The following is a 25,943-nucleotide window of genomic DNA, read 5'->3' as shown; positions in this document are numbered from 1 at the left end:
ATTTGCAAGTCACGCGTGTTTATACGTTCGGCATCCAAATTCGCGCCGATCGCATCTGCCTTGCATCGGGTCTGAACCGTGAGTTTTTCGATATGAGCCTGGACTCCGTTGGTGCTTTCTTCGCGGCTCACGCGCCTGATATCGAGGTCATTGTCACGCAATCGAGTTCGGCGACGGTGACGATGGCGGCGGAAGCGCATGGCGTCCTGCCGGCGCAGATCGCCAAAACGATCTGCCTTCGCGTCGGCGAGCGTACCATGCTGATCGTGACCAGCGGCATCGCCAGGCTGGACAATCGCAAGTTCAAGGACCAGTTCGGCGGCAAGCCACGCCTGCTGGACGCACAAGAGGTTGTCGCGGCCACGAGCCATCCGGTGGGCGGTGTCTGCCCGTTCGGCCTGCCGGCGCCGCTGCCGGTCTATTGCGACGTCTCGCTGCGCGAATTCGCTGAGGTCGTACCCGCCGCCGGCGCCACCAACGCGGCGGTGCGCATTGGGCCACAGCGCATGGTTGAGCTCGTCGGCGCGGAGTGGGTGGATGTGTGCCAGGCCTAGCGCCGGATCCAATCCAGAGCTGAGCCGCGCAGAATGGGCAGTTCGAGAATGAGGGGATGCGGCAGAGGCGGACTTTTGGGGGCAAGTCCTGCTTTAAAATGGTCGGAGTGGCCGGATTCGAACCGACGACCCCTTGACCCCCAGTCAAGTGCGCTACCGGGCTGCGCTACACTCCGGACCGGTCGCGATGTATCTTGATAACCCGGCTCGGGTCAACCGATTTCCGCGATAATTATCTTGCCGCGATCGCGGGCTCGAATGAGACCTACGATACCGGGCGTAACAGCCGCTGATGGCGGTATTCCAGGGTGATGGCGCCCCAGACTAGGCCGAGCGGCAGATACATATGGCGCCAGTGGTCGATGTCGATGAAGGTGCCGGGCCCGATATTGCCGATGAAGGCGACGTAGGCGCATAGCAGGTAGGCTGCCACGGCCGGTCGCGCAGCAGGATGCGGAATCCGGCCGCCGTAAGCGAAATCCTCAGGCCGAACAGAGCTCAGATGGCGATCAACCGGCCATGTAGATTTGGTAAGGCGCCGGCTCGCCGATGACGAAGCCCGACAGAAGAGGAGGGTCAGCGCACGCGGCGGATCATGGCTGATCGCGCTCAATAGGCGTTTTCCGTATTGAGCAGGCGGATCGGTGTCAGGAACAGGATCCGCAGATCGAACAGCAGCGACCAGTTCTCGATGTAATAGAGGTCGTATTCGGTCCGCATGCGGATCTTCTCATTGGTGTCCATCTCGCCGCGCCAGCCATTGATCTGCGCCCAGCCGGTGACCCCTGGCTTGACCTTGTGGCGCGCGAAATAGCCATCGACCACCTCGTTGTAGAGAAGGTTGTGCGACTGCGCGGCAATGGCGTGCGGGCGCGGACCGATGAGCGACAGCGAGCCGAGCAGCGAGTTGAAGAACTGCGGCAGCTCGTCGATCGAGGTCTTGCGGATGAAGCGGCCGACACGGGTGACGCGCGGATCGTTCTTGGTCACCGTCTGCTTGGCGGTCGGATCCGACCGGTCGGTATACATGGAGCGGAACTTGTAGACCTCGATGATCTCGTTGTTGAAGCCATGCCGCTTCTGCTTGAACAGCACCGGTCCCTTGCTGTCGAGCTTGATGGCGATCGCCGTGGCCAGCATCACAGGCGAGAACGCGACGATGCCAATGACGCTGAAGATGATGTCGAAAGCGCGCTTGGCGACCGAGTCCCAGTCGTTGATCGGCTTGTCGAAGATGTCGAGCATCGGCACCGAGCCGATGTAGGAATAGGCGCGCGGACGGAACTGCAGCGCATTGGAATGGGCCGACAGTCGGATGTCGACCGGCAGCACCCAAAGTTTCTTCAGCAATTGCAGGACGCGCGATTCGGCGGTCAGCGGCAACGACACGATCAACATGTCGATACGGGCGATGCGGGCGAATTCGATCAGCTCTGAAATGGTGCCGAGCTTGGGATAGCCGGCGACGAGGGCTGGCGAACGCTTGTCGTTGCGATCATCGAAGATGCCGCAGATGCGGATGTCGTTGTAGGGCTGCTTTTCCACCGAGCGGATGAGCACTTCCGCCGCCTTGCCGCCACCGACGATGACGGCGCGCCGTTCCATACTGCCATCGCGCGCCCAGCGCCGGATCAGCTTCGACATCATCAGCCTGAGACCGAAAAGGCAGACGAAGGCAACGACGAACCACGTGCCGAACAGCAGGCGCGAATAGTCTTGTGACATCTTCATGGTGAACGCCGTCAACGCCATCAGGGCGAAGGTGCCGGCCCAGACCAGCAGGATGCGCCCAAAATTGGTGATCGGCCGCATCAGGGACACCACCTGGTAGCAATCGGTGACATCGAGCAGCACCACTGCGAGGAACGACGCGGCGGCTATCGTCAGCGGATATTGCCAGGCGAGGTAATTGAAGAAACCGACATAGTAGAAATAGACGCAGAGCCCCGAGAGCAGCAGCACCGCGAATTCGACCATGCGCAACACGCCGCTGACCATGATCGGCGACATCGTGTCGCGCCGGTATTGCGACGCGACCTGCCGGGCAACGTCGTTCATGCCGCCGGGCTTGTCGCCATCGGCAGGGCCGTCGAATTGACGCACCGCTTCTGATGAAAAGCGATGCGCGGGGTCGATCTCGTTCATGGAACAGTCCGCAAGCTTCCCAAGAGTGATTAGCAAAAGAGAGCTAAGAAACCCTTGAAACAACCTGTGGCTTTGGATGAGCCTGAACTACCTTTCGAGCGCGGCGAAGTCATTGGCCTCGCCGCGGCAAGTATCTCCAGCACGGCGACGACCCGCGCTTCCGTCAGGCCGCGCACGTGCCGGAAAATTGCTCCGACGGGTGAGCGAAAGCGGTGGACGATCCTGAGTTGCCCGTCACGCTGTTCAGAACAGGCGTTCGCGGACGTACACGGTATCGCCCGGCAGCAGCGGATCGGAGGTGACCACGCGGCCCGTTATCACCTTGCCGTTGATGTCGCGGGTGATGTCGACGCTCTCCTGGTTGGCGCGTGGCGTGAAGCCTCCGGCGATGGCGATGGCCTTCTGCACAGTCAGGCCGGGCACATAGGAATACTGGCCGGCGGCGCCCACCTCACCCATGACGAAGATCGGCCGGTAACGATCGATCTCCACCGAGACGTCAGGGTCGCGCAGGTAGCCTTGCCGCAGTTTATCGGCGATCTCCTTTTCCATCTGCTGCGCGGTGTGGCCACGTGCCGGTATGGCGCCGACGAGCGGGAAGGAGATGTAGCCGGACTGGTCGACGCTGTAGCTATTGGTCAGGCCCTCCTGCTCGAACACGGTGACGCGGACGCGGTCGCCGGCGCCGAGGCGATAGGGCTGGTCGAGGACCTCGTGAAAGGCGGCCGGCGTCGGCCGGTAGCTGGAGCAGCCCGCGAGCAATGATACGGCAAGCAGTGCGCGAAAAAGGGAAGCAGTGCTTTGCATGGCCGGACAGGTACCTTCGACTGGCCGCTGCGGCGTCGCAGCAAACATCTGGGATCGGGTCCGTTATCATCCTGTTAGGGTTAATGGCCGGTAAAGGAGCGCGCCAATGGCGATCAAGCAGACAAGGTTTTGCGATTTTATCGATTTTTTGCCGTCGCCCGCCGGTAAATCTAATGAAGCTTACCGTGATCTTAACGGCTGAGTTACCATAGTTATTTACGGTGCATCCGACCAGTTTCGGAGTAGGGATGCATGTCCGTTCAATCCGCGGCCGCAGACGTCGATGTTGATCTCAGGCAGTCCTTCGCTAGCCTGGGCCGGAACTGGCTGCGGATTCTGGTCTTCGTTCTCGTGGTAACGGGACTTGCCTTCGCGGCCGTGTCGTTCGCGACCCGGCATTACAAGGCCCAGACGCAGGTGGAGATCGCCCCGCGCGGATCGGACTACACGCGGCCCGCCAGCAGCAACCCGGACAGCGACAAGCCGATCCTCGACGAGCAAGGCATTGCCACCCAGGTCCAGATAATTTCGTCCAACGAAATCCTCAAACAGGTCGCCCAGAAACTCGGCCTGTCGCGATTGCACGAATTCGACGAGACGATCGACATGTCGGCATTGAACCGGCTGCTGGTCCTGGTCGGGTTGAAGAACGACCCCATGGATGTTCCTGCCGATGAACGTGTTCTGAAGAAAATGCGCGAGAAGCTCAACGTCTACCGCGTTGAAAAGAACGGCATAATTGCCATCGAGTTCTCTTCGGAGGATCCGAAGCTTGCCGCCGCCATCCCCGATGCCATTGCCGCCGCCTATATTGCGGGGCAGGGCGCGGCCAAGAGCGAATCGAACACCGCCGCTGCGGACTTCCTGGCACCCGAGATCGCCGACCTGTCCAAGCAGGTCAGGGATGCCGAAGCCAAGGTCGCGGCTTACCGCGCCCAGTCGGACCTCCTGATGGGCGGCAACAATTCCACGCTGGCCACCCAGCAATTGGCCGAGCTGTCGACCGAGTTGTCGCGAGTGCGGGCCAGCCGCGCCTCGGCCGAAGGCACAGCCGAGAGCGTGCGCAAGGCACTGCAGAGCGGCGGATCGCTGGATTCACTGCCGGAAGTGCTGTCTTCCGACCTGATCCAGCATTTGCGCGGGCGGCAGGTCGAATTGCGCGCCAACATCGCCGATCTGTCGACGACGCTGCTCGACAATCATCCGCGTATTCGCGCGGCCAAATCACAACTGGCCGATCTCGACGCCCAGATCCGCAGCGAAGCCCAGAAGATCATGAAGGGCCTGGCGATGCAGGCCGATGCCGCCAAGGCGCGCGAAAACCAGCTCGTCGCCGACGTCGACACGCTCAAAGCTGCTTCGGCACAGGCCGGCGAGCAGCAGGTCGGTCTCGACGCGCTACAGCGCGATGCCGCCGCCAAGCGCCAGCAGCTCGAACTTTACCTGACCAATTATCGCGAGGCGGCGTCGCGTCGGGATCGCAACTATGTTCCGGTCGACGCTCGCATCGCGTCGCCGGCTTTGGTTCCCTCCGAGCCCTACTTCCCCAAGGTCTGGCCGATCGTTGGCGTAGCCGCCGCAGCTTCCCTTCTGCTGGCGGCGGTGTTCACGCTGCTGCGGGAGATATTCTTCGGCCGGGCCATGCGCCCGGCAAGGGGTGCCCGGCTTGAACCGATCGACGAGGTGGCGATGCCGCCAGCCGCTTATCAGGACCCATCCACCCGCTCGGAGCCGGCAGTCGCCAACGAGTTCGCCAATCGCGCGGTCGAGGCATCATGGCCCGAAACGGTCACGGAAACACCGGCGCAGCCGCGGCCCGCCGCCGAGGTCGAGACCGTGGAGGTCCGGCGGCCGCGCTCCGTGCTCGGCGAGATCGACGTCGAAAAGGCCGCCGAGAAGCTCATCGCCAGCGGCGCCGCGCGCGCCATATTCGTTTCCCCCGAGGGCGACGAGGCGGCCGCGTCGGCGGTCCTGGTGGCGCGCGAGGTTTCCGACGCCGGGCTGCGTGTCCTGCTGCTCGACCTCACGGCCTCGGGAGCTGCGTCGCGGCCGATGCTGGACAGCGGGCTTTTCCCCGGCATCACCAATCTGCTGGCGTCGCAGGCGCAGTTCAGCGACGTGATCCATGCCGACCTCTATTCAGACTGCCATGTCATTCCCGTCGGCACCGCCGATCCGGTCCGTGCCATGCGCGCCGCCGACCGGCTGCCGATCATCATGCAGTCGCTGACGACAGCCTATGACCTGGTGGTGGTCGAATGCGGGCCGGCCGATGCGCAAGGTATCGGCCGTCTGGACGGCGAGGCCACCGAGGTGTTCCTGTCCATGCTGGAGCCTGACGACGAGGTGACGCAAGCCGCGGTCAAGCTGATCGAGAGCGGCTATCCCGACCTGACGCTGGTGACGCCGCTCGGGCACGAGCCGCCAGGCAATCCGGTGCCGGGGCGGCGTTCAGCGGCCTGAACAGCCACTCAAAGGCACCTGGCCTATCCCAGTTCCAGCGTCGTCACGCCGGATATCCTGTTGGCGTCGAGCCTTGGTGGCGCGCCTTTGTACAGGCGCGTGGTGGTGAAGGTCGGTGAGAAGCCTGCCGCCTCGAGCGCCGCGACGAAGTCCACCTTGCTGGCCGGAACGTCGATGTGAAGGTCTCCTCCTTCGCAGGCGCCCGCCAGGTCTTCGAGCAGGTCCAGCGCGGTCCGCGTATCGTCGGCGAAGAGCGGGCCGATCTTGAAGCCGCTGCGGCAGGATCGCGCTACCGCATAGCCGGCCGCGCCCCGTGGTGTGATCGCTGCCAGCGCGCGATGCGGTGGCTGCAGCCACCGCTGCAGGAAAGAATGGCGGGACGCGGGAAAGCAGAGTGCGCCATATCTCATGATGTCGGGCACCAACTGCGTGGTCACCATGCATCGACCACATCGAGGCTGATCTCGATCTGCGCGTCAGGGCAGGCCCAGCACTCCGCGAGGCTCTCAAATTCTGACAGCTAGTGTTCGTCGTCGATGGAAAGGGGGCCGCCTGTCTGGCTGCCGCGAAGTGTGCTTTGCGCGCAACGCCGGCTATGCCTCCGCCGTGACCACCGCCATGGCGTGCTGCGCGCCGAACATGCCGGCTTCCTGCAGGCCTTGCTACATTTCGGTCAATGGCCGCTACCAGAGCCTGGCCCGCATACGCACCATGCTGTCGGGCGTGACGACGCCGCTCGCCAATGCCGGCAAGGTGCTCGTCACTGTCTGACGTGCCGCCTGACCGGGCAGGGCTCAGCGCTTGGCCCTTGGCTCCAGCATCAGCCACTTGATGATGCCCATCGCCGGCAGCACCCAGAGCAGGCCGCTGAGCAGGAAGAACAGGAATTGCACCAGCGCGCCCGATTCCGACAGGCGGGCGACCGCGAAGATCGAGGCGACCAGTGCGTAGATGATGACCAGCGCCAATAGCAGGAACATTCCGATCAGTTTTTTCAGTCGAATGGGCATGGCTGGCCTCGTTGATGGCTATCGCTTAGGCCGAACGCGAGGCACGCGCAACCCGCGACACCGGGCGCGACGGCGTGCCGCGCTGCGCGGTCTTGCCAGCAGGAGTGCGATGGTTCACCAATCCGCGACATTCAAACTGCCGGGATATATCCATGGCCGCCATCACTGCCGCCGCGCCCTATCAGGCCCGCGACCGCGACCTCTATAACCGGGCACTCGTACGCGGCTGGCTGTACGTCGTGCTCCTGGTGCTGTTCGCGCTGGTGCTGGTTGGCGGCGCCACGCGGTTGACTGAATCCGGCCTGTCGATCACCGAATGGCAGCCGATCCATGGCGTCATCCCGCCGCTCAACGGCGCCGAGTGGCAGGAGGAATTCCAGCGCTATCAGCAGATCCCGCAATATACCGAGCTCAACAAGGGCATGAGCGTCGAAGCGTTCAAGTCGATCTTCTGGTGGGAATGGGCACATCGCCTGCTGGCGCGCAGCGTCGGCCTGGTCTTCGCCCTGCCGCTGCTGGTCTTCTGGGCGGCGCGCCGTATCGAGCGCGGCCTTGGGCCGAAACTGGTCGGCATTCTGTTTCTCGGCGGGCTGCAGGGGGCCATCGGCTGGTGGATGGTGGCCTCCGGCCTTGTCGACCGGGTGTCGGTGAGCCAGTACAGGCTGGCGACGCATCTCACGCTGGCGGCACTGATCTTCACCGCGACCATGGTCGTCGCGCGTGGCCTGGCGCCGCATTCCGAGCCCGCGGCCGATCGCTCGACGCAGCGTCTGGCCGGCTTCATCGTGCTTCTGGCGCTGAGCCAGATTTATCTCGGCGGCCTGGTCGCCGGTCTCGACGCCGGCATGAGCTACAACACCTGGCCGCTGATGGACGGCAGGATCATTCCAGGCGATCTGCTCGTCCTCGAGCCGGCGTGGCGCAACTTCTTCGAGAACCCGAAAACGGTGCAGTTCTTTCACCGGCTGGGTGCCTATACGGTCTTTGCCGTCGCGCTCTGGCACATGATCGCCACGCGTCGGCGGCTGCCCGGCTCAACGCATGCGCGACGCGCGACACTGTTGTTTGTTCTGGTGCTGGTCCAGGCTTCGATCGGTATCGGTACGCTGTTGATGCAGGTGCCCCTGCATATGGCCCTGACCCATCAGGCCTTTGCGCTCGTCGTGCTGGGCTTTGCCGCCGCGCATTGGCGCGGCACCAAGGGCGCTTATCCCTTGCCCAACGAGGTTGCCGTCGGACGCTGAGTGCGGCCAGTCACATCCAGAATTCATTCGACTGCGTCGCCCTGAGCATGACAAATCCTTGGTGAGGGAGCCAGGACAGGTCCGTAACCGATCATGGTCAACAAACGCTCGCTTCGGCTCTTCCCCGGGATCAGAAACGCGCCCGCACTGCCCGGATCGCCGCGGCGATCGACAGTTCGCGGTTCTCCTCGACCGCATTGTCGTCCTCATGATGCCAGGACGCGGACAGACAACCATAGGCGATGGCATGGTCCAGTATTGCCGCCGGTGATTGCCCCAGCGTCCGGGAAAAGACCTCGGCCATATGCGCGATCCGCTCCGGGGCGAGGCAAAGTGCATCGCGGTCGAGCGGATTGTAGAACATGTTGGCGGCGTCGAAACCGGGATCACCGAGCACGCCCTTCGGATCGATCACCAGCCAGCCGCGCGGTCCTCGCAGGATGTTTTCGTGATGCAGATCGCCATGCAGCGGCCTGATGTCATGCGGATTGGCCAGCAGTCGTTCCGCGATGGCGCCGGCCTCGACATAGAGGCTGTCACCACCGATGCCACGATCGGTTGCGGCTTTCTTGAAGAGGCTGGCGAACCGCTCCCTGAGCGGCTGAAGCTCGGACGGGTAGGGGTGATCAGATGGCGAAAACAATTTCGCCATCACATCCGCCGCGATGGCGGTCGCTGCATTGTCGCCTTGTTCGACGAGAACCTGCGACAGAAGTGTGTCCCCGCCATATTCGAGCAGCATGGAATGCCCGTCACGGCCGAGAAGCCGCACCGCGCCTTCGCCGCGCCGCCAGGTAAGGAAATGCTCGCCGCGCAACTCGTCGGCAACGTCGTCGAACGGCTTCAGTGCCTTCACAATGGCTGGTGAGCTGTCCTCGAGCCGCACCTTCCAGATGCGGCTCGAAAAGGTCTCGGCAATGAGTTCGGGTTCGCTGACTTTCCAGCGCGGTGGAAAGGCCGGCGCGTTCATCACAGACCGAGCATCAGGTCCATGTTCTGGACGGCTGCACCGGAAGCACCCTTGCCGAGATTGTCGTAGACCGCCAGCAGCAGCGCCTGAGCTCTGCTGTCGTTGGCAAAGACATAGACCTTCATGCGGTTGGTGCCGTTGTAGACCTCCGGATCGATGTCAAGCACGCGCTCCAGATGCGCATAGGGCGCCACCTCGACCACACCGCCCTTGATCGCGGCGAAATGGTCCGCAATGGCGGCGTGAAGTTCGGCACCCGTCGGTACGCGGTCGAGGCCACCGAGTTGCAACGGCACAACCGTGATCATGCCTTGCGCGAAATTGCCCACCGCCGGCTGCATGATCGGATCGTGCGACAGCTTCGCATAAGCCTTCAATTCCGGCACGTGCTTGTGCTGCAGGGTCAGGCCATAGGGCAGGAACTCCGAGGCGTCCTCGCCCTTGGCGACGTAGTCCTCGATCATCGGGCGCCCGCCGCCCGAATAACCCGTAATGCCGTTGACCGAGATCGGGAAATTGGCCGGCAGCAGGCCTGCCGTGACCAATGGCCTGAGCGTCGCGATCGGCCCCTGCGGCCAGCAGCCGGGATTGGCGACGCGCTTGGCCGTGGCGATCTTCTTCGCCTGCTCCTTGTCCAATTCGGCGAAGCCATATTCCCAGCCTTCGGCCACGCGATGCGCCGTCGACGCATCGATGACCTTGGTGGTGTCGTTGGCGATCAGCGAGACGCTTTCCTTGGCCGCATCGTCGGGCAAGCACAGGATCGCGATATCGGCGGCGTTGAGGAATTCGGCGCGCGCGGCCGTTTCCTTGCGGCGCTCGACCGGAATGGAAATGATCTCCAGATCGCCGCGCTCGGCAAGCAGCGCCCGGATCTGGAGGCCGGTGGTGCCGTGCTCGCCGTCGATGAAGATTTTCGGTTTCATTGCCTGATCAAATTCCCTGATATCTCAAAACTATATGCCGTTGCCATGATTGACCGCGGCGCCATTGTGGTCGCCGCTGTTCAACTCATCGAGCCGGGCCTTTCGTTCCGCCAGCAGGCCGAGATACTGCATGGCCACCATCGAACCGGCGATCGCCGTTATATCGGCGTGATCATAGGCCGGCGCAACCTCCACGACATCGGCACCGACAATATCGACCTGGTTGAGCTGACGCAGCGTCGACAGGATCTTCGCTGACGACGGCCCCCCCGAAACCGGTGTGCCGGTTCCCGGCGCATAGGCCGGATCGAGGCAGTCGATGTCGAAGGTCAGATAGGTCTTCCTGCCCCCGGTGCGATCAACGATGGCATAGGCGATGTCGGAGGCGCGCATTTCCTCGATTTCATGACCGTGCAGGATCTTGATGCCGAACGTGTCGGGCGCATGGGTGCGGATGCCGATCTGGATCGAGCGGTCGGGATCGATGATGCCTTCCTTGACCGCGCGGCCGACGAAGGACCCATGATCGATGCGCTTGCCGTCATCGGGCCATGTGTCCTGGTGGGCGTCGAACTGCACCAAGGCGAGCGGCCCGTGGATGGCGGCGTGCGCCTTGAGCAGCGGCCAGGTGACGAAATGGTCGCCGCCGAGCGTCAGCAGGAAGGCGCCGGATTTCAGGATCTTGGTCGCCTCGCGCTCGATCGTGCCGGGCGTCTTCTGATGGTTTCCCGAGTCGAGCAGGCAGTCGCCATAATCGACCACGGCGAGGTGCTCGAACAGATCGCGTGAAAACGGGTATTGCGGGTCGTTATCGAGGATCGCCGAGGCGCGGCGGATCGCCTGCGGCCCGAACCGGGCGCCCGGCCGGTTGGTGACGGCGGCGTCGAAGGGAATGCCCCACACCACCGCATCCGCGCCCCTCACGTCCTTGGTGTATTTGCGCCGCATGAAAGACAGCGCGCCAGAATAGGTCGGCTCAAGGGCGCCACCCGTTTTGGAGCGGGTGGTGAAGGCATGGTCGATGTTCTTGGTCGCCATTACTGGTCCTCGTTTTCATCGGGGTGCAACAACTACAAAACCGGCATGGAAGATGCCAGTCACAGCTTGGGGAGACGAAACCGTGCCGCCCGGGTGCCACGGCAAGACAGGATTTGTATCATCATGACGCAGACCGCGTTTCTTAATCCGTCGGATGCCGTGGTGTCGACCCACGCCGGCACGATCGCCGGCGATCGCTTCCAGGTTCTCGATTCGTGGCGCGGCATCTGCGCGTTGTTGGTGACGCTGTTTCATTTCCCGACCGCCTCGGCGATCTCGCAGAGCGGCTTTGTCGGTTCGTCCTATCTTTTCGTCGATTTCTTCTTTGTCCTTTCCGGCTTTGTCATGGCCTCGAGCTATGCCAATCGGCTGGGCCGGCCGGGAGAGGTTATCCGCTTTGCGCTGGTCCGGTTCGGCCGCATCTACCCGCTGCATCTGGTCATGCTTGCCGCCTTTGCCGCCTTTGCCGCCTTCGAGCTGTTGCGGCTGGTGCTGCCGCAATTGCATGGCACGGGGGCAGCTCCCTTCACCTGCGGCTTCGACCTCAAGAGCTTGGCTGCCAATCTCCTTTTGCTGCAAGGTGTCGGCTTCGAGGATCGGTTGACGTGGAACGCGCCAAGCTGGAGCATTTCGGCCGGGTTTTTTGCCTGTCTCCTGTTTGCCGGCGTGGTCTTCGTCGCCGGCGCACGCGCCTGGATATGGTTTGTCGCCGCCGCCGTCGCCGCGCCGCTGTTCCTGCTCGGCTTCTCCACGCATCATATGGATGTGTCCTATGATTTCGGCTTCATCCGCTGCCTCTACGGCTTCTCGCCCGGCGCCCTGTTGGCCTGGTTTCAGCATGATTCCATTGCAGGGGCGCGACAGGTTTTGCTCGCAAACGGCCCGCGGATGAGCTGGACTCTTGCCGAAATCGTCATGGTGGCCGTTATCGTTCTCTTTGTCTCGCTGGCGGGCGACAACGACGCCGGCATTGCCGCGCCCCTGGTGTTCGCCCTGGCGCTGTTTCTCTTCGCCCATGAAGGCGGCTGGATCAGCGCGTTGCTCAGGACGCCGTTCATGCTGACGCTCGGCGCGCTGTCCTATTCGATCTACATGGTCCACATCTTCGTCCAGGCGCGCCTGATCAATGTCGCCGGGCTCGTCGAGCGCAAACTCGGCCTCGGCTTGATTGGCGACATAGTACTGCGTGGCGAGCCCGCGACCGGCTTTGGCGCCGGATGGACAGCGACTGTGGCGATCGTCGTCATGCTCGCCGCCACCATCGCCGTGTCGTGGGTCACATGGCGCCTGGTCGAAATGCCTGCAATGGCTTGGTTCCGCCGGCTGTCGAAGCGCATCTGACCCACATCGCCGGCCAACCGCTACAGCATGTCGCCCAAAAGTGACTCTCGGTTTTGGGGAAGACGACATGCGTAAAGACAAACATCCAAAGCGTCGCCTGAATCCGTTTCGACGCGACGCGCTTTAGCCGGCTTCGTTCACCTGGATGTCACTGACGTCGCCTATCCCGGCTCGACCCGGCAAGGAGCGATTCTCGATGCGGACGATCTGGCTGAGCCTTCTGCTTTCCACCGCGCTGGCGGCCGCCTCCGGTCAGGCCTTGGCCGGCGAAACTCGCGCCAGGCAGATCCTCGACCGCTTCGAACATGCCAACCAGTGGCGCGACCATGTCATGGTGGCTGCCCATCGCGCCGGCAGCATGCAGGCCGGCAAGACGCTCTATGCGGAAAACTCGCTTGCCGCCGTGGAAGGCTCGATCACGATCGGCGCCGAAATTGTCGAGGTCGATATCCGGCGCTCGAAGGACGGCCAGTTCATCGTCATGCATGACAGCTGGCTGGACCGCACGACCACCTGCAAGGGCGAGGTCCTCAACTACACGCTGGCCGAACTGAAGAGATGCCGGCTGGTGATCGAGGGCACCCATGCCGTCACCAACGAGACCGTCTCGACGTTGCGCGAGATGCTGATGACGACAAGGGACAGGATCCTCATCAATCTCGACAACAAGCTCGAAGTCGGCGACCTCCCGGGCATGATCGCGGTGGCTCGGGATCTCGGCATGGCCGAACAAGTCATCGTCAAGGAAAACCTGTGGAACCAGGACAGGATCACCACGGTGAGGGCCGCCATGGCCGCGGCAGGCGATGGCTTCCAGTTCATGCCGATCATCGCCGATGACGCGGTGCATGATGCCGGCTTCGCCTCGACGGTCGACCATGCTTTCGCGCCGCGCGCGATCGAGCTGATCAACTGGCGGGCGGACGCCGAGACGTTGACCGAAACCGGCGGGTCGCTGTTCAGCACCCGCATGCGCGCCGAGGCGGTGAGGGGCGACTGGCATATCTGGGCCGACACCTACGCCATCGTCAACAAACCGGGCGGCTTCCTCGCTGGCGGCCGTGGTGATGAACTGGCGGTCCAGGCCAGCCTGCCGCGCGAAGCCTGGGGCTTCTGGGCCGACCGCGGCGCCACCATCATCCAGACCGACGAACCGAAAGCAGCGATCGGCTGGCTGGCTGCGAATGGTTGTCGCGTGCCTTATGCCGGCGAGAAGCCGACAGAACCGGCGCATACAGCCAGCATCAATTAGGAGTGGCGGCTGAAGCTGCCGCTCTCCCTCTCTCGTGAGAGTTGCCCGGCAGGTCGGAGGGGCGCTGTCCCACAATTTGTCGATCAATCAAATCTGTAGCCCAAAAGCAAAAAAGGCCGCCCGGAGGCGGCCTTTTTCGATATCGGAGTTCGAAACGCCTAGCGCTTCGAGAACTGGAAGGAGCGACGGGCCTTGGCCTTGCCGTACTTCTTGCGCTCGACGACGCGGCTGTCGCGGGTCAGGAAGCCGCCCTTCTTGAGCACGGCGCGCAGCGCCGGCTCATAGTAGGTCAGCGCCTTGGAGATGCCGTGACGCACGGCACCGGCCTGGCCGGACAAGCCGCCGCCGACGACGGTGGCGACGATGTCGTACTGGCCCGAACGGTTGGAGGCGATGATCGGCTGGTTGAGGATCATCTGCAGGACCGGACGCGCGAAATAGGTCGCGAATTCCTTGTCATTGACGACGATCTTGCCGGAACCCGGCTTCACCCAAACGCGCGCGATGGCGTTCTTGCGCTTGCCGGTGGCATAGGCGCGGCCCGACTTGTCGAGCTTCTGGACGTGGACGGGAGCCGCGGCCTGCGTGTTCGTGTTGCCGGTGGCGGCGCCCAGTTCTGCGAGCGAGGAAAGCTCAGCCATCTTATGCGACCTTCTTGTTCTTGGAATTCAGCTTGGCCACGTCGAGGACTTCTGGCTGCTGGGCGACATGCGGATGTTCCGCGCCTGCATAAACGCGCAGGTTCTTCATCTGGCGACGGCCGAGCGGACCACGCGGAACCATGCGCTCAACGGCCTTCTCGACGACACGCTCGGGGAAACGGCCCTCGAGCAGCTGGCGCGCGGTGCGCTCCTTGATGCCGCCGGGGTGGCCGGTGTGCCAGTAATAGACCTTGTCGGTGAACTTCTTGCCGGTGAACACCACCTTGTCGGCATTGATGACGATGACATTGTCGCCGTCGTCGACATGCGGGGTGAAGGTCGGCTTGTGCTTGCCGCGAAGATGATTGGCGATGACAGTGGCAAGACGGCCGACGACGAGACCCTCGGCGTCGATCAGGATCCACTTCTTCACCACATCCGCAGGCTTCTGCGAAAAGGTTGTCATGTTTTCTGCTCTCGGTTTTGACCTTCACGGGGAAGGCGTTTCTTGTTGCTTGGATTGGCGAAAGACGTTTGTCCCCAGCCAATAAACAAAACGGCGGCCTTCGCGGGCCGCTGCTTCGTGAGGGCTTATAGGCGAGGGCAGTGGTTGCGTCAAGGCAGTGGGAAAGTCCTACGGCGCAGAAAATGCTGTAGAAACAATACGTTGGTCGAAGGGTATTATTTTACCACATCTGTGGCGCGCTGGGGCGGGATCGAATAGGTCCCCGTGGCATGCGCGATCGTGTGTCCATCCGGGCCGGCGACGATGTCGATGTCGAACACCATCAGGCTCTTTCCCAGCTTCAGGATGCGGCAATGACCATCGATCGGCCCGGCCTCGGCCTTGCGGACGAAGTTGATGTCGAGGTTGACGGTAACAGAAAGCGCGTCCGGCCCGGCGTGGGAAAGCACACAGACATATCCGCCAATGTCGGCCAGCGTGAACAGCGACGGACCGGATACAGTTCCGCCAGGACGCAGGTGCCGCTCGCCAGCGTTGAGCCGCACAATGCAGCCGCCTGGGAACACGTCGATCGCCTCGTAATATTTGAACTGTTCGTTGAGTTGAGGATAGACGGTCTCCATCAGCACATTGACTTGCGCTGCGGTCAGCACGGGCTTGAGATTGTTCTGGGCGGGCATGTCGGCCTCTCGTTTTGTGCCAGGCTTGTATGAACGCAGCGCGGCATTTCTGGCAACACCTTCATCCCGGCGCAAGCGGTCCTGGCGCAAGCAATGGGTGTTGGACGAAAGCCGATCCGATATTAGATACTGTGCCAGCACGAACGGAATCGCGAGACCTCATCCATGGCCGAAATCCTTGCCATCAAGCCTGCTGCCGCCGACGAGGGCCCGGTCACGGCGAGGCTGGATAAGGGCGTGCTGCGCCTGACGCTCGCCAATTCGCCCGCCAACGCCCTGTCGCTGGCTGTGATGGCGGCGCTGACGGCGGAACTCGACCGCGCCAAGGCCGACAAAGCCGTTCGCGTCATCGTGCTGTCGGCGGCCGGCAAGGTGTTCTGCGCCGGCCACGACCTCAAGGAAATGACCGCGCGGCGCGCCGACGCCGATCGCGGCAAGGCCTTCTTCGAAGAGACGTTTGCCGCTTGCGCGACGCTGATGCGGACCATCGTGCGCCATCCCCTGCCTGTCATCGCCGAGGTCGACGGCCTGGCGACAGCCGCCGGCCTGCAACTGGTCGCCAGTTGCGACCTTGCGATCGCCTCGCACGAGGCGACCTTCTGCACGCCGGGCGTCAACATCGGCCTGTTCTGTTCGACGCCGATGGTGGCGCTATCGCGCAACGTCTCGCGCAAGCAGGCGATGGAGATGCTCTTGACCGGCGAGACGATCGACGCCGCAACGGCGAAGCAATTCGGCCTCGTCAACCGCGTCGTGCCGCGCGAGTACCTGAATCAGATTGTCACCAAATACGCCCAAACCATTGCTTCCAAATCCTCCTTGGTGGTGAAGACCGGCAAGGAAGCTTTTTACGCGCAGGCCGAGATGGGCTTGGCGGATGCCTATGCCTATACCGGCCGCGTCATGGTCGAGAACATGCTCGCGCGGGACGCGGAAGAGGGCATTGGTGCTTTCATCGGCAAACGCAAGCCGGAGTGGACGGACGAATAGGACGAGGATTATGGAACCGCGCATCTCCATCATCACCATCGCCACCGACAATTTGGATCTCGCCGTGCGTTTCTACGAGGCTATGGGTCTGAGGCGCCACGCGGGCATCACCGACGGTGTCGCCTTTTTCCAGATGGGCGGCGCCATCCTCGGTCTGTTCCCGCGCGCCAGCGCCGAGGAGGATTCGGGCATCACCTTCGCCCAGGCGCCCTCGGCCGTCTATCTCGCCTACAACACCCGCTCGGACGCCGAAGTCGACGAGGTGCTCGCCATGGCCGAGAAGGCCGGCGGGCGTATCGTCAAGCCGGCCGGCCGTGCCTTCTGGGGAGGCTGGTATGGGTACTTCGCCGATGCAGACGGGCATGTTTGGGAAGTGGCGCACAATCCGGCCTTCCCGATCGCGGAAGACGGCACGATTTCGCTGCCTGATTGATGGCTTATCCCAAGCAGCTGACACGGCTCAAGGCACCGTATCTCAAGCGCATTCTGCTCGACCCGGAGCGCGTGACGGACTGGGAGAAATACCCTTGGAACCTGCCGCTGTTTCGCGGCCACGGGTTCGAGCTCGAATTCGCCACGCCCATCACCATCATCGTCGGCGAGAACGGCACCGGTAAATCCACGCTGCTCGAGGCGATCGGCGCGCTGGCCGGCTATGACGAGGCCGGCGGCGGCAAGGGCTACCGACCGGTCGACCATGCCAGTGCCATCGACAAGAGTGGCGCCGCACTGGCGAACACATTCCGTGGCCACTGGTTGCCAAAAGTCACCGCCGGCTGGTTCTTTCGTGCTGAATCCTTTTACTCCGTGGCTCGCTATCTCGATCAGGCGGCGCTGGAGGACCCGTTCAAGCCGCCGCCGCCGGATTTCCTGTCCTGGTCGCATGGCGAAGGCTTCATCCGCTTCTTCGAGGAGCGCTGCCGCAGGCAAGGCATCTATATTCTCGACGAGCCCGAAAGCGCGCTTTCACCGACGCGCCAGATCGAATTGCTGAAGATGCTTCGGCGCATGGACCAGTCGGGCACAGCGCAAGTGATCATGGCGACCCATTCGCCGCTGCTGATGGCCTGTCCCGGCGCGCAACTGTTCCGCATCAGCCGCTTCGGGCTGGAGCCCTCTGACTTTCGTGATACCGACCACTTCCGCATGCTGCGCGATTTCAGCAATGACCCGGGTGGTTTTCTCGCTGAGGCGTTGTATGAGGACGAGGCATGAACCACGATAGCTACGACAACACCTATATCGGCGGCATCCTCAATGCGGTGAAGACCGTCGCCATGGTCGGCGCGTCGGCCAATGATGTCAGGCCGAGCTATTTCGTGCTGAAATATCTGCTGGCCAAGGGGTTTTCGGTGTTCCCGATCAATCCCGGCCAGGCCGGCAAGGAAATCCTCGGCCGCATGACCTATGCCAGGCTGGCCGACATCCCGGAGCCGATCGACATGGTCGATGTCTTCCGCAATGCAGCCGCGGTTCCCGGTATCGTCGACGAGGTGCTGGCGCTCGATCCCTTGCCGAAAGTCATCTGGATGCAGCTTGGCGTGCGCCATGACGAGGCAGCCGCCCGCGCCGAAGCCGCCGGCATCAAGGTGGTGATGAACCGCTGCCCCAAGATCGAATATGGCAAGCTCTCCGGTGAGATCGGCTGGACCGGCGTCAATTCCGGCGTCCTGTCGTCGAAAAAGCCGCTTATGCGCCAGGGCTTCCAGAGTTTTGGCGTCCGCCAGAAGTGACGTGATACGGGATTGCTTTTCCGCAAAAGATTCCAGTCAACTGCCGGTGCGCAAAATTTTTTCGGGAAGCCATTAAGTTTCCCATGCGTTCATCGCGGATCGCACGCCGAAAGGTATTTTCTTCTTTGCATTCCAGGCCGCGCTTCGCCAAGAATGCCCCGCCAATTAAAAGTTTCAAAGGGAGGTTTCAGTGACCCGTTCGCCCGGTTTCAACACGCTCGCGGTCCACGCCGGCGCCAAGCCCGATCCGGCCACCGGCGCGCGCGCCACGCCGATCTACCAGACGACCTCCTTCGTCTTCGATGACGCCGACCACGCCGCTTCGCTGTTCGGGCTGAAGGCGTTCGGCAACATCTACACCCGCATCATGAATCCCACCCAGGCAGTACTCGAAGAGCGCGTCGCGGCTCTCGAGGGCGGCACGGCTGCGCTTGCGGTTGCATCCGGCCATGCCGCGCAGGTCATCGTGTTCCACAATCTGATGCAGCCCGGCGACAATTTCGTCGCCGCCAACAAGCTTTACGGTGGTTCGATCAACCAGTTCGGCCATGCCTTCAAGAATTATGGTTGGGAGGTACGCTGGGCCGACACCAATGATCTCTCGACCTTCGAGAACCAGATCGACGACAGGACCAAGGCGATCTTCATCGAGAGCCTGGCCAATCCGGGCGGCACCTTCGTCGATATCGAGAAGATCGGCGACATCGCCCGCAAACATGGCCTGCCGCTGATCGTCGACAACACGTTGGCCTCGCCCTACCTCATCCGCCCGATCGAGCACGGCGCCGATATCGTCGTCCATTCGCTGACCAAGTTCATGGGCGGCCACGGCAACTCGATCGGCGGCGTCATCGTCGACGGCGGCACCTTCGACTGGTCGAAGTCGGGCAAGTACCCGATGCTGTCGGAACCGCGCCCCGAATATGGCGGCCTCGTGCTGCACGAAACCTTTGGCAATTTCGCTTTCGCCATCGCCGCCCGCGTGCTCGGCCTGCGCGATCTCGGCCCGGCGATCTCGCCGTTCAATGCCTTCCTTATCCTCACCGGCCTCGAAACCTTGCCGCTGCGCATGCAGCGGCACTGCGACAACGCGATCACGGTCGCCGGCTGGCTGTCCAACCACCCCAAGGTCGCCTGGGTGAATTATCCCGGCCTGCCCAGCGACAAGAACAATGCGTTGCAGAAAAAATACTCGCCTGAAGGCGCCGGCGCCGTCTTTACCTTCGGCCTCAAGGGCGGCTACGAGGCCGGCATCAAGTTCGTCGAAGCACTCGAGCTCTTCTCGCATCTGGCCAATGTCGGCGACACCAAGTCGCTGGTCATCCACCCGGCATCGACCACGCACCGCCAGCTTTCCGACGAGCAGAAGGTCAAGGCCGGCGCTGGCCCGGACACTGTGCGGCTGTCCATCGGCATCGAGGATGTCACCGACATTGTCGCCGACCTCGAACAGGCACTCGCCAAGGTCTGACCTGATATGTCCGCGCTTCTTTCCGTCGACACCAAAAGCGTCGAGCCCGAATCCGGCGCGCCCGCGCCGGATCGCCTGATCTCGGGCGATCCGAAATTCCGCACCTGGAACATCGAGGAGCGCGACGGCGGCCTCTACGCCGGCATCTGGGAATCGACCCCTGGCAAATGGCGCATCGTCTATGACGAATGGGAATTCTGCCACATTCTGTTAGGCGTCTCGGTGATCGCGGAAGAGGGTGGGGAAGCGCGCACCGTCAAGGCTGGGGATAGCTTCGTGCTGAGGCCGGGCTTCAGGGGAAGCTGGGAAGTGCTTGAAACGACTCGCAAGGAGTATGTGATCAAGCTTTGATCACCTCGCTGCCGGATACTCTCCGGCTTCTGGGCCACGGCGTCAGCCATGCAGCCGAACAGGATCGTCACGGCGAGCGCGATCGCGCCTCTCGAAAACAATCTCATCGCAAGCCCAGCCCACCATGGTCAGAAACGCACGGAGAGCGCCTCCAGCCCATGGAAGTGGTAACTGTCGCGGAAGCGGGGCTGTTCGGCAAGATGCACTCGCGGGTGCCGATCAAACAAAGTCTTCAGCGAAACCTGCAGTTCGAGGCGGGCGAGCGGCGCGCCGATGCAGAAATGGATACCGGCGCCGAAAGACACATTCTTCTGGTCGGTGCGCTCCTGCCGGAAGGCCTGCGGTTCGGCAAAGGCGTGCGGGTCATGATTGGCCATGCCAAGCAAAAGCCCGATCGTCTGGCCCGGCCGCACGACGATGCCGGGCGCGATTTCGATCTCCTCATAGGCATAGCGCATGAACATGTGCAGCGGCGCGTCGAAGCGCAGGCATTCCTCGACTGTCGCTGCTGTCGCTTCCGGTGAGGTGAAGAAGCGGCGCGGGTCGCCGCCTTGCGCCAGGATGGAATGGACGGCGTTGCCGGTCTGGTGCACGGTCGCTTCATGGCCGGCGTTGAGCAACAGGATGGCCGAGGAGACCAGTTCGTCCTCGGACAGTTTCTGGCCGTCTTCCTGGGCCGAGATCAGCAGCGACAGCAGGTCATCGCCCGGCTTCTTGCGCCGCTCGGTCACGTAGCCACGCAGGAAGTCGGAGAATTCGCCCGCGGCACGGTTGGCCGCGTCCTCGGTCTCGCGGGTGCGGCCATGGATATACATGGCGACCATCCGATGCGACCAGTCGAGCAGTTGCGGGCCTATCTCCACCGGCACGCCGAGCATTTCGGCGATGATGGTGATCGGCAGCGGGGAGGCGAAGGCCGGCAGGAGGTCAACGGCCTTGCCAGGTTCGAAACGATCCATCAATTCGTTGGCGAGTGCCTCGACACGCGGCCGCAACCGTTCGACCTGACGCGAGACGAAGGCACGGTTGACCAATGTCCTCAGCCGCGTGTGCACCGGCGGCTCCAGTTCCAGCATCGAGTTGGCTTCGATGCCGTCAAATGCCTTGAGATAGGTCCTGTCTTGGCCGACACCACGGCTGTCTGGGATGCCGGCCGGGTTCTGGCGGCCGAAACGGCGGTCGCGCAGCAGTCTGTTGACATCGCCAAAGCCACCAAAACACCAGAAGCCGAACTCTTCCCAGAAAAATGCATTCGACGCGTCGTGCAGGAAGCCGTAGGCCTCGTAAGGGTTCAGGAAGAAAGCCCGTTCGCGCGGGTCGAGCCTGAGCCGGCGAGTGGCTGGATCAAAGGCCAGATACGGGAGCGTCGATTTGGTCATGCCAGAACCCATAGCGCGGCTTGCCAGCCCGGTTCCAGACCGTATGTTGCGTCCGACAGCCCGATGCATTGAGCCAGCCATAGGGTTGCGGAAAGTCTGAACGGATGAATGTGATCGTTGTCGGCGCGGGTATCGCCGGTCTCTCCACGGCGTGGTCGCTGGTCAAGGCTGGCCACGCCGTGTCGATCGTCGAGCAGGGGCCGATTCCCAATCCGCTGGCGGCATCGGGCGACCATCACCGTATCATTCGCCGCGCCTACCGCGCTGGCACCGGCTATGGGCGGCTGATCACCGAAGCCTATGAGGCCTGGGACGAGATGTGGGCCGATCTCGGCGAGAACCACCTCGATGCGCGCGGGTTCGTCTGCGTTTCGCGCGAGCCCGGCGATGAGGCCGAGGAATACCGCGAGGGCCTGGAAGAGGGGAATTTCCCTTTCGAACTGCTGGAACCGGACGCTGCCGTCGAGCGCTGGCCGTTCCTTGAGGCCGGCTCGTTCCGCTACGCCTATTTCTCCAGGGAAGGCGGCGCGCTGCATTGCCGCGGAATAGCGGCGGGGCTCGCCAAATGGCTGCGCGCCAACGGAGCCAACGTCTACGAGCACAGCAAGGTGACGGAGATCGATGCCGAGGCCGGCCATATCGTGCTGGAAAGCGGCGAGACGATGCAGGCAGACCGCATAGTCGTTGCCGCCGGCGCCTGGGTGCTGAAGCTATTCCCTGAACTCGGCGGTGAATTGAAGACCTTTCGCACCGCGCTCGCCTATGTCGAACCGCCCGCCGAGCTCAAGGCGGCCTGGGAGGCGGCGCCCGTCATTCTCGATGTCGGCGGCAAGACCGACGGTTACATGATCCCGCCCACCCGTGGCGCCGGCATGAAATTCGGCTCAGGCCTGCACAAGGTGCCGACCAGCGACGCCGACTGGAACCGCGAGCCGGTGCCGGGCGAGGGCGAGGCGATCCGCAACCTGTTTTCGCCGCCGATCGCCCGCATCGAGGAGTATAAGGTGACCGAAGTGGTCACCTGCGCCTACACCTTCACGTCAGACGAGAAATTCCTGGCGCATGAGACAGGCAAGTGCCTGGTCGTCTCGGCGTGCTCGGGTCACGGCTACAAATTTGGTGCCGCGGTCGGGCGCCGTGTTGCCAAAGCCATTGGCGATAGCGATGTCGCGGGCCTCAAGGCTTGGCTGCGGGCCGAGGTGGCCTAGGCTCAGTCCTGGCAGTGCCTCGGTATATGCACGCGGCGCCACTCCGATGACCCTTCACGCACCAGCACGCGCCGCGGGACGGTCTGGTAGGCGGCGGGAATATCGATGACGCGCCTTTGCTCGGGCCGCACCAGCACCTCCTCGGCGATGCTGTCATATTGCGCCGGAATGACGACGCGCCGCGTTCGCTCGGGCTGGATCACCACCGTCTCGGCGACGCGTTCGTAGCGCGCCTCGTGCCAGACCTTGCACAGCACCCGGCGGCCATGGATGACGCGCCATTCCCAGGAATAACCGCCGCCATCGATCCTGACGGTGTGGTAGACGGTCCGGGTGATTGCCGGGACCACTTCATATTGAACCTGTGCCGGAACGGTCATCACCACACGCTCACGGGTGCCATAGATCGGCGGATCATAGTCGACGGTCTGCTGGCCGGGAGGGCTGACCATGACGTCTTCGTAGACGGTGTCGTAAACGGCCGGTGTGCGGACGGGCTCGTAGCATTCGACGGCGCGGCCGCCTGCCGCCGTTTGCGAAATCGAGCCGAGCAGGGTCAGCCCGGCAATGGCGAAGCATGCGGTCTTTCCTGACATGACACTCCCCGTTTGAACTCTATTGCATGGCGCCCAAAAGTGAACCTCGGTTTTGGGGCAACGACATGCATAAAAACAAAGCCACAAGTTCAACGTTGAATTGTAGGGGAGGCCGTTGCGGAGAAAAGCGGTTCGGTGCATTTCGTTAAGTGACGAGGTTAAGAAACTGCTACCTGGCGGGGGCCGGCTCGGTATTTCGGGTCGGCGTGGCATCAGCTGCTGCTAATCCTTGCCCGGAAGCTTGATTCGACTTACCCAGATGGCTAGGACGGGTCGGCCTTGCGCAAGGATGAGCCGGCATCCTATTTACATCTTGACGATCCAGAACCGATTCTGCCCGAGCTGCCAGCCTGTCCGGCGCCGGAATCCCACCGCGAGACAAGAGATAACTGATGAAGAATCCCGTCGAAACCTACATGAACCTCGTTCCGATGGTGGTCGAACAGACCAATCGCGGCGAGCGGGCCTACGACATTTTCTCGCGCCTCCTCAAGGAGCGCATCATTTTCATCACCGGTCCGGTCGAGGACGGCATGGCGACGCTGGTGTGCGCGCAGCTCCTGTTCCTCGAAGCTGAGAACCCGAAAAAGGAAATCAACCTCTACATCAATTCGCCAGGTGGCGTCGTCACCTCGGGCATGGCGATCTACGACACCATGCAGTTCATCAAGCCGGCCGTGTCGACGCTGTGCATCGGCCAGGCGGCCTCGATGGGCTCGCTGCTGCTGACCGCCGGTCACAAGGACATGCGTTTCGCGACGCCGAACGCCCGCATCATGGTTCACCAGCCGTCCGGCGGCTTCCAGGGCCAGGCGTCCGATATCGAGCGTCACGCCCAGGACATCATCAAGCTGAAGCGTCGTCTCAACGAGGTCTATGTCAAGCACACCGGCAAGAGCTATGACGAGATCGAGAAGACGCTGGACCGCGACCATTTCATGACCGCCGACGAGGCCAAGGATTTCGGCCTGATCGACAAGGTCATTTCGTCGCGCGAGGCGGCCGAGGGGGCGTTGGCATAAAGGCTAGTTGGCAGTTGGATGGCACCATCACGCGCTTTTGGCGTGTCTTGCGTCATTTCGGCCACAATTGGCTGTTCCCTCGGAGGTCGGGATTGCCTACGTTAAGGCTATGTTGATTTTCGACGGCTTAGCTTTGCGTGGGGAGCTGCGAATCATTGCCACGTTTTCTGATTTGTGTTTCGTACGCAATACGTTGCGGGAGCCGGAAGACTGGCGGCGGCGGATTCCCGCGATAAATAGAGTATGCGCCCTTTCAGCCAGACCATCGGCGGGCGGCCATGAAAGGACATGAAAATGAGCAAGGTCGGCAACAACAGCGGTGATTCCAAGAACACGCTCTATTGCTCGTTTTGCGGCAAAAGCCAGCACGAGGTGCGCAAGCTGATCGCCGGCCCAACGGTGTTCATCTGCGACGAGTGCGTCGAGCTGTGCATGGACATCATCCGCGAGGAGAACAAGACCTCGATGGTGAAGTCGCGCGAGGGCGTGCCGACCCCGCAGGAGATCCTCAAGGTTCTCGACGACTACGTCATCGGCCAGCCCTACGCCAAGCGCGTGCTGTCGGTGGCGGTCCACAACCACTACAAGCGCCTGGCGCATGCCGGCAAGAACAACGACGTCGAGCTGGCCAAGTCCAACATCCTGCTCATCGGCCCGACCGGCTGCGGCAAGACGCTGCTCGCGCAGACGCTGGCCCGCATCATCGACGTGCCCTTCACCATGGCGGACGCCACGACGCTGACCGAGGCCGGTTACGTCGGCGAGGACGTCGAGAACATCATCCTGAAGCTGTTGCAGTCGGCCGACTACAATGTCGAGCGCGCCCAGCGCGGCATCGTCTACATCGACGAAATCGACAAGATTTCGCGCAAGTCCGACAATCCCTCGATCACCCGCGACGTGTCGGGCGAGGGCGTGCAGCAGGCGCTGCTCAAGATCATGGAAGGCACGGTCGCCTCCGTGCCGCCGCAGGGCGGCCGCAAGCACCCGCAGCAGGAATTCCTGCAGGTCGACACCGCCAACATCCTGTTCATCTGCGGCGGCGCCTTCGCCGGGCTGGACAAGATCATCTCGGACCGCGGCAGGAAAACCTCGATCGGTTTTGGCGCCATCGTCGCGTCGCCGGAGGATCGCCGCACTGGTGACGTTTTCCGCCTGGTCGAGCCCGAGGATCTGTTGAAATTCGGCCTCATTCCGGAATTCGTCGGTCGTCTGCCGGTCCTGGCGACGCTCGAAGATCTCGACGAGCCGGCATTGATCCAGATCCTGACCGAGCCGAAGAACGCGCTGGTCAAGCAATATCAGCGCCTGTTCGAGATGGAAAATGTCGATCTGACCTTCCACGAGAACGCGCTTTCGGCGATCGCCAAGCGCGCCATCGAGCGCAAGACCGGCGCGCGCGGCCTGCGTTCGATCATGGAAGCGATCCTGCTCGACACGATGTTCGAACTGCCCGCGCTCGAAGGCGTGCGCGAGGTGGTGATTTCGGAAGAGGTGGTGACCGGCAGCGCCCGGCCGCTCTACATCTATTCCGAACAGAAGGAAAAGAAGGGCAATGTCAGCGCCTGATATGGCACTTGGCCCTATATTTTTGTGGAACGGCGCCCATGCGGCGCCGTTTTGCTGTGAGGAACCGGCACACCTTCGCGATGGAAT

27 protein-coding genes, 1 tRNA gene and 2 pseudogenes are annotated in these 25,943 nt (G+C 62.6%); 15 read left to right on the top strand and 15 right to left on the bottom strand.

All coding sequences use genetic code 11. From position 1 onward, the window contains the following. Positions 1–92 precede the first annotated feature (92 nt). Entirely contained in the window at positions 93–554 is a 462-nt protein-coding gene (locus tag FJ941_RS14445; RefSeq protein WP_140506481.1) for a YbaK/EbsC family protein, read from the top strand. A gap of 99 nt (positions 555–653) precedes the next feature. On the opposite strand, the gene FJ941_RS14440 is transcribed toward FJ941_RS14445, so the two are convergent. The 5 genes and pseudogenes from FJ941_RS14440 to FJ941_RS14420 form a co-directional block, all read right to left on the bottom strand. Then, positions 654–730: transfer RNA gene (locus tag FJ941_RS14440), tRNA-Pro, on the bottom strand. Positions 731–819: 89 nt separating this feature from the next. After that, positions 820–1,022, bottom strand: a pseudogene (locus tag FJ941_RS14435) (hypothetical protein); the annotation flags it as partial. Between the two features lie 141 nt (positions 1,023–1,163). Continuing rightward, entirely contained in the window at positions 1,164–2,699 is a 1,536-nt protein-coding gene (locus tag FJ941_RS14430; protein WP_140506479.1) for an undecaprenyl-phosphate glucose phosphotransferase, read from the bottom strand. A gap of 143 nt (positions 2,700–2,842) precedes the next feature. Further along, a pseudogene (locus FJ941_RS29435) lies at positions 2,843–2,974 on the bottom strand (glycosyltransferase family 1 protein); the annotation flags it as partial. After that, complete coding sequence (locus tag FJ941_RS14420) at positions 2,943–3,506, bottom strand: polysaccharide biosynthesis/export family protein (protein WP_027143601.1); 564 nt, start codon at positions 3,504–3,506, stop codon at positions 2,943–2,945. The pseudogene FJ941_RS29435 and the gene FJ941_RS14420, both read right to left, overlap by 32 nt. 252 nt (positions 3,507–3,758) lie before the next feature. Here FJ941_RS14420 and FJ941_RS14415 point away from each other — a divergent pair, with 252 nt between their 5' ends. Next, positions 3,759–5,969 carry an exopolysaccharide transport family protein gene (locus FJ941_RS14415; RefSeq protein ID WP_140506477.1) on the top strand — a complete coding sequence of 737 codons (2,211 nt, stop codon included), beginning with the start codon at positions 3,759–3,761 and terminating at the stop codon, positions 5,967–5,969. Between the two features lie 23 nt (positions 5,970–5,992). Here the strand turns inward: FJ941_RS14415 and FJ941_RS14410 are convergent, their stop codons facing one another. Then, entirely contained in the window at positions 5,993–6,409 is a 417-nt protein-coding gene (locus FJ941_RS14410) for a hypothetical protein (RefSeq protein WP_246673827.1), read from the bottom strand. A 130-nt stretch (positions 6,410–6,539) separates the two neighbouring features. Here FJ941_RS14410 and FJ941_RS14400 point away from each other — a divergent pair, with 130 nt between their 5' ends. Beyond that, positions 6,540–6,740 carry a hypothetical protein gene (locus tag FJ941_RS14400; protein ID WP_246673826.1) on the top strand — a complete coding sequence of 67 codons (201 nt, stop codon included), beginning with the start codon at positions 6,540–6,542 and terminating at the stop codon, positions 6,738–6,740. Positions 6,741–6,763: 23 nt separating this feature from the next. Here FJ941_RS14400 and FJ941_RS14395 read toward each other — a convergent pair whose 3' ends face one another. Beyond that, positions 6,764–6,979: a DUF2842 domain-containing protein gene (locus FJ941_RS14395; protein ID WP_027143610.1), complete on the bottom strand. Its 216-nt coding sequence runs from the start codon at positions 6,977–6,979 to the stop codon at positions 6,764–6,766. A gap of 152 nt (positions 6,980–7,131) precedes the next feature. On the opposite strand from FJ941_RS14395, the gene FJ941_RS14390 reads away from it, so the two are divergent. Further along, on the top strand, positions 7,132–8,223 hold the full coding sequence (locus FJ941_RS14390; RefSeq protein WP_140506475.1) for a COX15/CtaA family protein: 1,092 nt from the start codon (positions 7,132–7,134) through the stop codon (positions 8,221–8,223). Positions 8,224–8,353: 130 nt separating this feature from the next. Here FJ941_RS14390 and FJ941_RS14385 read toward each other — a convergent pair whose 3' ends face one another. From FJ941_RS14385 to speB, 3 genes are read right to left on the bottom strand one after another with little or no spacing between them, the layout of a single operon-like run. Beyond that, positions 8,354–9,196, bottom strand: a complete 843-nt coding sequence (locus FJ941_RS14385) for an aminoglycoside phosphotransferase family protein (RefSeq protein WP_210242179.1) — start codon at positions 9,194–9,196, stop codon at positions 8,354–8,356. Continuing rightward, positions 9,193–10,119 carry an N-acetyl-gamma-glutamyl-phosphate reductase gene (gene argC, locus FJ941_RS14380; protein ID WP_140506471.1) on the bottom strand — a complete coding sequence of 309 codons (927 nt, stop codon included), beginning with the start codon at positions 10,117–10,119 and terminating at the stop codon, positions 9,193–9,195. The genes FJ941_RS14385 and argC overlap by 4 nt, the downstream gene beginning before the upstream one ends. 30 nt (positions 10,120–10,149) lie before the next feature. Then, entirely contained in the window at positions 10,150–11,157 is a 1,008-nt protein-coding gene (speB, locus tag FJ941_RS14375; protein ID WP_140506469.1) for an agmatinase, read from the bottom strand. Positions 11,158–11,280: 123 nt separating this feature from the next. Between speB and FJ941_RS14370 the strand changes: the two genes are divergently transcribed. Next, entirely contained in the window at positions 11,281–12,498 is a 1,218-nt protein-coding gene (locus tag FJ941_RS14370) for an acyltransferase (protein ID WP_140506467.1), read from the top strand. Positions 12,499–12,694: 196 nt separating this feature from the next. Beyond that, positions 12,695–13,750, top strand: a complete 1,056-nt coding sequence (locus tag FJ941_RS14365) for a glycerophosphodiester phosphodiesterase family protein (protein WP_140506466.1) — start codon at positions 12,695–12,697, stop codon at positions 13,748–13,750. Positions 13,751–13,908: 158 nt separating this feature from the next. Here the strand turns inward: FJ941_RS14365 and rpsI are convergent, their stop codons facing one another. The 3 genes from rpsI to FJ941_RS14350 all read right to left on the bottom strand — a co-directional run bounded on the left by rpsI (position 13,909) and on the right by FJ941_RS14350 (position 15,537). Next, positions 13,909–14,391: a 30S ribosomal protein S9 gene (rpsI, locus tag FJ941_RS14360; protein ID WP_010915637.1), complete on the bottom strand. Its 483-nt coding sequence runs from the start codon at positions 14,389–14,391 to the stop codon at positions 13,909–13,911. 1 nt (position 14,392) lies between these two features. Further along, positions 14,393–14,857, bottom strand: coding sequence for a 50S ribosomal protein L13 (gene rplM / locus FJ941_RS14355; protein ID WP_010915638.1), 465 nt, complete (start codon positions 14,855–14,857; stop codon positions 14,393–14,395). A gap of 215 nt (positions 14,858–15,072) precedes the next feature. Beyond that, on the bottom strand, positions 15,073–15,537 hold the full coding sequence (locus FJ941_RS14350; RefSeq protein ID WP_027143617.1) for a PaaI family thioesterase: 465 nt from the start codon (positions 15,535–15,537) through the stop codon (positions 15,073–15,075). A gap of 165 nt (positions 15,538–15,702) precedes the next feature. Here FJ941_RS14350 and FJ941_RS14345 point away from each other — a divergent pair, with 165 nt between their 5' ends. The 6 genes from FJ941_RS14345 to FJ941_RS14320 all read left to right on the top strand — a co-directional run bounded on the left by FJ941_RS14345 (position 15,703) and on the right by FJ941_RS14320 (position 20,082). Then, complete coding sequence (locus FJ941_RS14345; protein ID WP_140506464.1) at positions 15,703–16,527, top strand: enoyl-CoA hydratase; 825 nt, start codon at positions 15,703–15,705, stop codon at positions 16,525–16,527. Positions 16,528–16,537: 10 nt separating this feature from the next. Further along, positions 16,538–16,960: a VOC family protein gene (locus FJ941_RS14340; protein WP_027143619.1), complete on the top strand. Its 423-nt coding sequence runs from the start codon at positions 16,538–16,540 to the stop codon at positions 16,958–16,960. Beyond that, complete coding sequence (locus tag FJ941_RS14335) at positions 16,960–17,742, top strand: AAA family ATPase (RefSeq protein ID WP_140506462.1); 783 nt, start codon at positions 16,960–16,962, stop codon at positions 17,740–17,742. The genes FJ941_RS14340 and FJ941_RS14335 overlap by 1 nt, the downstream gene beginning before the upstream one ends. After that, positions 17,739–18,260, top strand: a complete 522-nt coding sequence (locus FJ941_RS14330) for a CoA-binding protein (protein ID WP_140506460.1) — start codon at positions 17,739–17,741, stop codon at positions 18,258–18,260. Before FJ941_RS14335 ends, FJ941_RS14330 begins: the two co-directional genes overlap by 4 nt. Positions 18,261–18,450: 190 nt before the next feature. Then, positions 18,451–19,731: an O-acetylhomoserine aminocarboxypropyltransferase gene (locus FJ941_RS14325; protein WP_027143622.1), complete on the top strand. Its 1,281-nt coding sequence runs from the start codon at positions 18,451–18,453 to the stop codon at positions 19,729–19,731. A 6-nt stretch (positions 19,732–19,737) separates the two neighbouring features. After that, the gene (locus FJ941_RS14320) at positions 19,738–20,082 is read left to right on the top strand and encodes a cupin domain-containing protein (protein ID WP_140506458.1); all 345 of its coding nucleotides are present in this window, start codon (positions 19,738–19,740) and stop codon (positions 20,080–20,082) included. A gap of 128 nt (positions 20,083–20,210) precedes the next feature. On the opposite strand, the gene FJ941_RS14315 is transcribed toward FJ941_RS14320, so the two are convergent. Continuing rightward, positions 20,211–21,461: a cytochrome P450 gene (locus FJ941_RS14315; protein WP_140506456.1), complete on the bottom strand. Its 1,251-nt coding sequence runs from the start codon at positions 21,459–21,461 to the stop codon at positions 20,211–20,213. A gap of 104 nt (positions 21,462–21,565) precedes the next feature. Here FJ941_RS14315 and FJ941_RS14310 point away from each other — a divergent pair, with 104 nt between their 5' ends. Then, the gene (locus FJ941_RS14310) at positions 21,566–22,669 is read left to right on the top strand and encodes an FAD-dependent oxidoreductase (protein ID WP_140506454.1); all 1,104 of its coding nucleotides are present in this window, start codon (positions 21,566–21,568) and stop codon (positions 22,667–22,669) included. A 2-nt stretch (positions 22,670–22,671) separates the two neighbouring features. On the opposite strand, the gene FJ941_RS14305 is transcribed toward FJ941_RS14310, so the two are convergent. Further along, the gene (locus tag FJ941_RS14305; protein WP_140506453.1) at positions 22,672–23,265 is read right to left on the bottom strand and encodes a hypothetical protein; all 594 of its coding nucleotides are present in this window, start codon (positions 23,263–23,265) and stop codon (positions 22,672–22,674) included. A gap of 392 nt (positions 23,266–23,657) precedes the next feature. Here FJ941_RS14305 and clpP point away from each other — a divergent pair, with 392 nt between their 5' ends. Both clpP and clpX read left to right on the top strand, forming a co-directional pair. Then, entirely contained in the window at positions 23,658–24,287 is a 630-nt protein-coding gene (gene clpP, locus FJ941_RS14300; protein ID WP_027028064.1) for an ATP-dependent Clp endopeptidase proteolytic subunit ClpP, read from the top strand. Positions 24,288–24,581: 294 nt separating this feature from the next. Continuing rightward, positions 24,582–25,856, top strand: a complete 1,275-nt coding sequence (clpX, locus tag FJ941_RS14295) for an ATP-dependent Clp protease ATP-binding subunit ClpX (protein ID WP_023759839.1) — start codon at positions 24,582–24,584, stop codon at positions 25,854–25,856. Positions 25,857–25,943 lie beyond the last annotated feature (87 nt).

The organism is Mesorhizobium sp. B2-3-13, from assembly GCF_006442195.1.
GTDB classification, from domain to species: Bacteria; Pseudomonadota; Alphaproteobacteria; order Rhizobiales; family Rhizobiaceae; genus Mesorhizobium; species Mesorhizobium salmacidum.
Note: the sequence above shows the minus strand (reverse complement) of the source record. Positions and strands in the feature narration are given on the sequence as shown.

What these genes read in the sequence shown, in the direction of transcription:
- clpP (WP_027028064.1), top strand. Translation starts at nt 23,658, where the DNA reads ATGAAGAATCCCGTCGAAACCTACATGAACCTCGTTCCGATGGTGGTC.
- FJ941_RS14305 (WP_140506453.1), bottom strand. Translation starts at nt 23,265, where the DNA reads ATGTCAGGAAAGACCGCATGCTTCGCCATTGCCGGGCTGACCCTGCTC.
- FJ941_RS14370 (WP_140506467.1), top strand. Translation starts at nt 11,281, where the DNA reads ATGACGCAGACCGCGTTTCTTAATCCGTCGGATGCCGTGGTGTCGACC.
- clpX (WP_023759839.1), top strand. Translation starts at nt 24,582, where the DNA reads ATGAGCAAGGTCGGCAACAACAGCGGTGATTCCAAGAACACGCTCTAT.
- rplM (WP_010915638.1), bottom strand. Translation starts at nt 14,857, where the DNA reads ATGACAACCTTTTCGCAGAAGCCTGCGGATGTGGTGAAGAAGTGGATC.
- FJ941_RS14430 (WP_140506479.1), bottom strand. Translation starts at nt 2,699, where the DNA reads ATGAACGAGATCGACCCCGCGCATCGCTTTTCATCAGAAGCGGTGCGT.
- FJ941_RS14330 (WP_140506460.1), top strand. Translation starts at nt 17,739, where the DNA reads ATGAACCACGATAGCTACGACAACACCTATATCGGCGGCATCCTCAAT.
- FJ941_RS14350 (WP_027143617.1), bottom strand. Translation starts at nt 15,537, where the DNA reads ATGCCCGCCCAGAACAATCTCAAGCCCGTGCTGACCGCAGCGCAAGTC.
- FJ941_RS14335 (WP_140506462.1), top strand. Translation starts at nt 16,960, where the DNA reads ATGGCTTATCCCAAGCAGCTGACACGGCTCAAGGCACCGTATCTCAAG.
- FJ941_RS14395 (WP_027143610.1), bottom strand. Translation starts at nt 6,979, where the DNA reads ATGCCCATTCGACTGAAAAAACTGATCGGAATGTTCCTGCTATTGGCG.
- speB (WP_140506469.1), bottom strand. Translation starts at nt 11,157, where the DNA reads ATGGCGACCAAGAACATCGACCATGCCTTCACCACCCGCTCCAAAACG.
- FJ941_RS14310 (WP_140506454.1), top strand. Translation starts at nt 21,566, where the DNA reads ATGAATGTGATCGTTGTCGGCGCGGGTATCGCCGGTCTCTCCACGGCG.
- FJ941_RS14315 (WP_140506456.1), bottom strand. Translation starts at nt 21,461, where the DNA reads ATGACCAAATCGACGCTCCCGTATCTGGCCTTTGATCCAGCCACTCGC.
- FJ941_RS14345 (WP_140506464.1), top strand. Translation starts at nt 15,703, where the DNA reads ATGGCCGAAATCCTTGCCATCAAGCCTGCTGCCGCCGACGAGGGCCCG.
- FJ941_RS14420 (WP_027143601.1), bottom strand. Translation starts at nt 3,506, where the DNA reads ATGCAAAGCACTGCTTCCCTTTTTCGCGCACTGCTTGCCGTATCATTG.
- FJ941_RS14445 (WP_140506481.1), top strand. Translation starts at nt 93, where the DNA reads ATGAGCCTGGACTCCGTTGGTGCTTTCTTCGCGGCTCACGCGCCTGAT.
- FJ941_RS14320 (WP_140506458.1), top strand. Translation starts at nt 19,738, where the DNA reads ATGTCCGCGCTTCTTTCCGTCGACACCAAAAGCGTCGAGCCCGAATCC.
- FJ941_RS14415 (WP_140506477.1), top strand. Translation starts at nt 3,759, where the DNA reads ATGTCCGTTCAATCCGCGGCCGCAGACGTCGATGTTGATCTCAGGCAG.
- rpsI (WP_010915637.1), bottom strand. Translation starts at nt 14,391, where the DNA reads ATGGCTGAGCTTTCCTCGCTCGCAGAACTGGGCGCCGCCACCGGCAAC.
- FJ941_RS14390 (WP_140506475.1), top strand. Translation starts at nt 7,132, where the DNA reads ATGGCCGCCATCACTGCCGCCGCGCCCTATCAGGCCCGCGACCGCGAC.
- FJ941_RS14410 (WP_246673827.1), bottom strand. Translation starts at nt 6,409, where the DNA reads ATGGTGACCACGCAGTTGGTGCCCGACATCATGAGATATGGCGCACTC.
- FJ941_RS14340 (WP_027143619.1), top strand. Translation starts at nt 16,538, where the DNA reads ATGGAACCGCGCATCTCCATCATCACCATCGCCACCGACAATTTGGAT.
- FJ941_RS14365 (WP_140506466.1), top strand. Translation starts at nt 12,695, where the DNA reads ATGCGGACGATCTGGCTGAGCCTTCTGCTTTCCACCGCGCTGGCGGCC.
- argC (WP_140506471.1), bottom strand. Translation starts at nt 10,119, where the DNA reads ATGAAACCGAAAATCTTCATCGACGGCGAGCACGGCACCACCGGCCTC.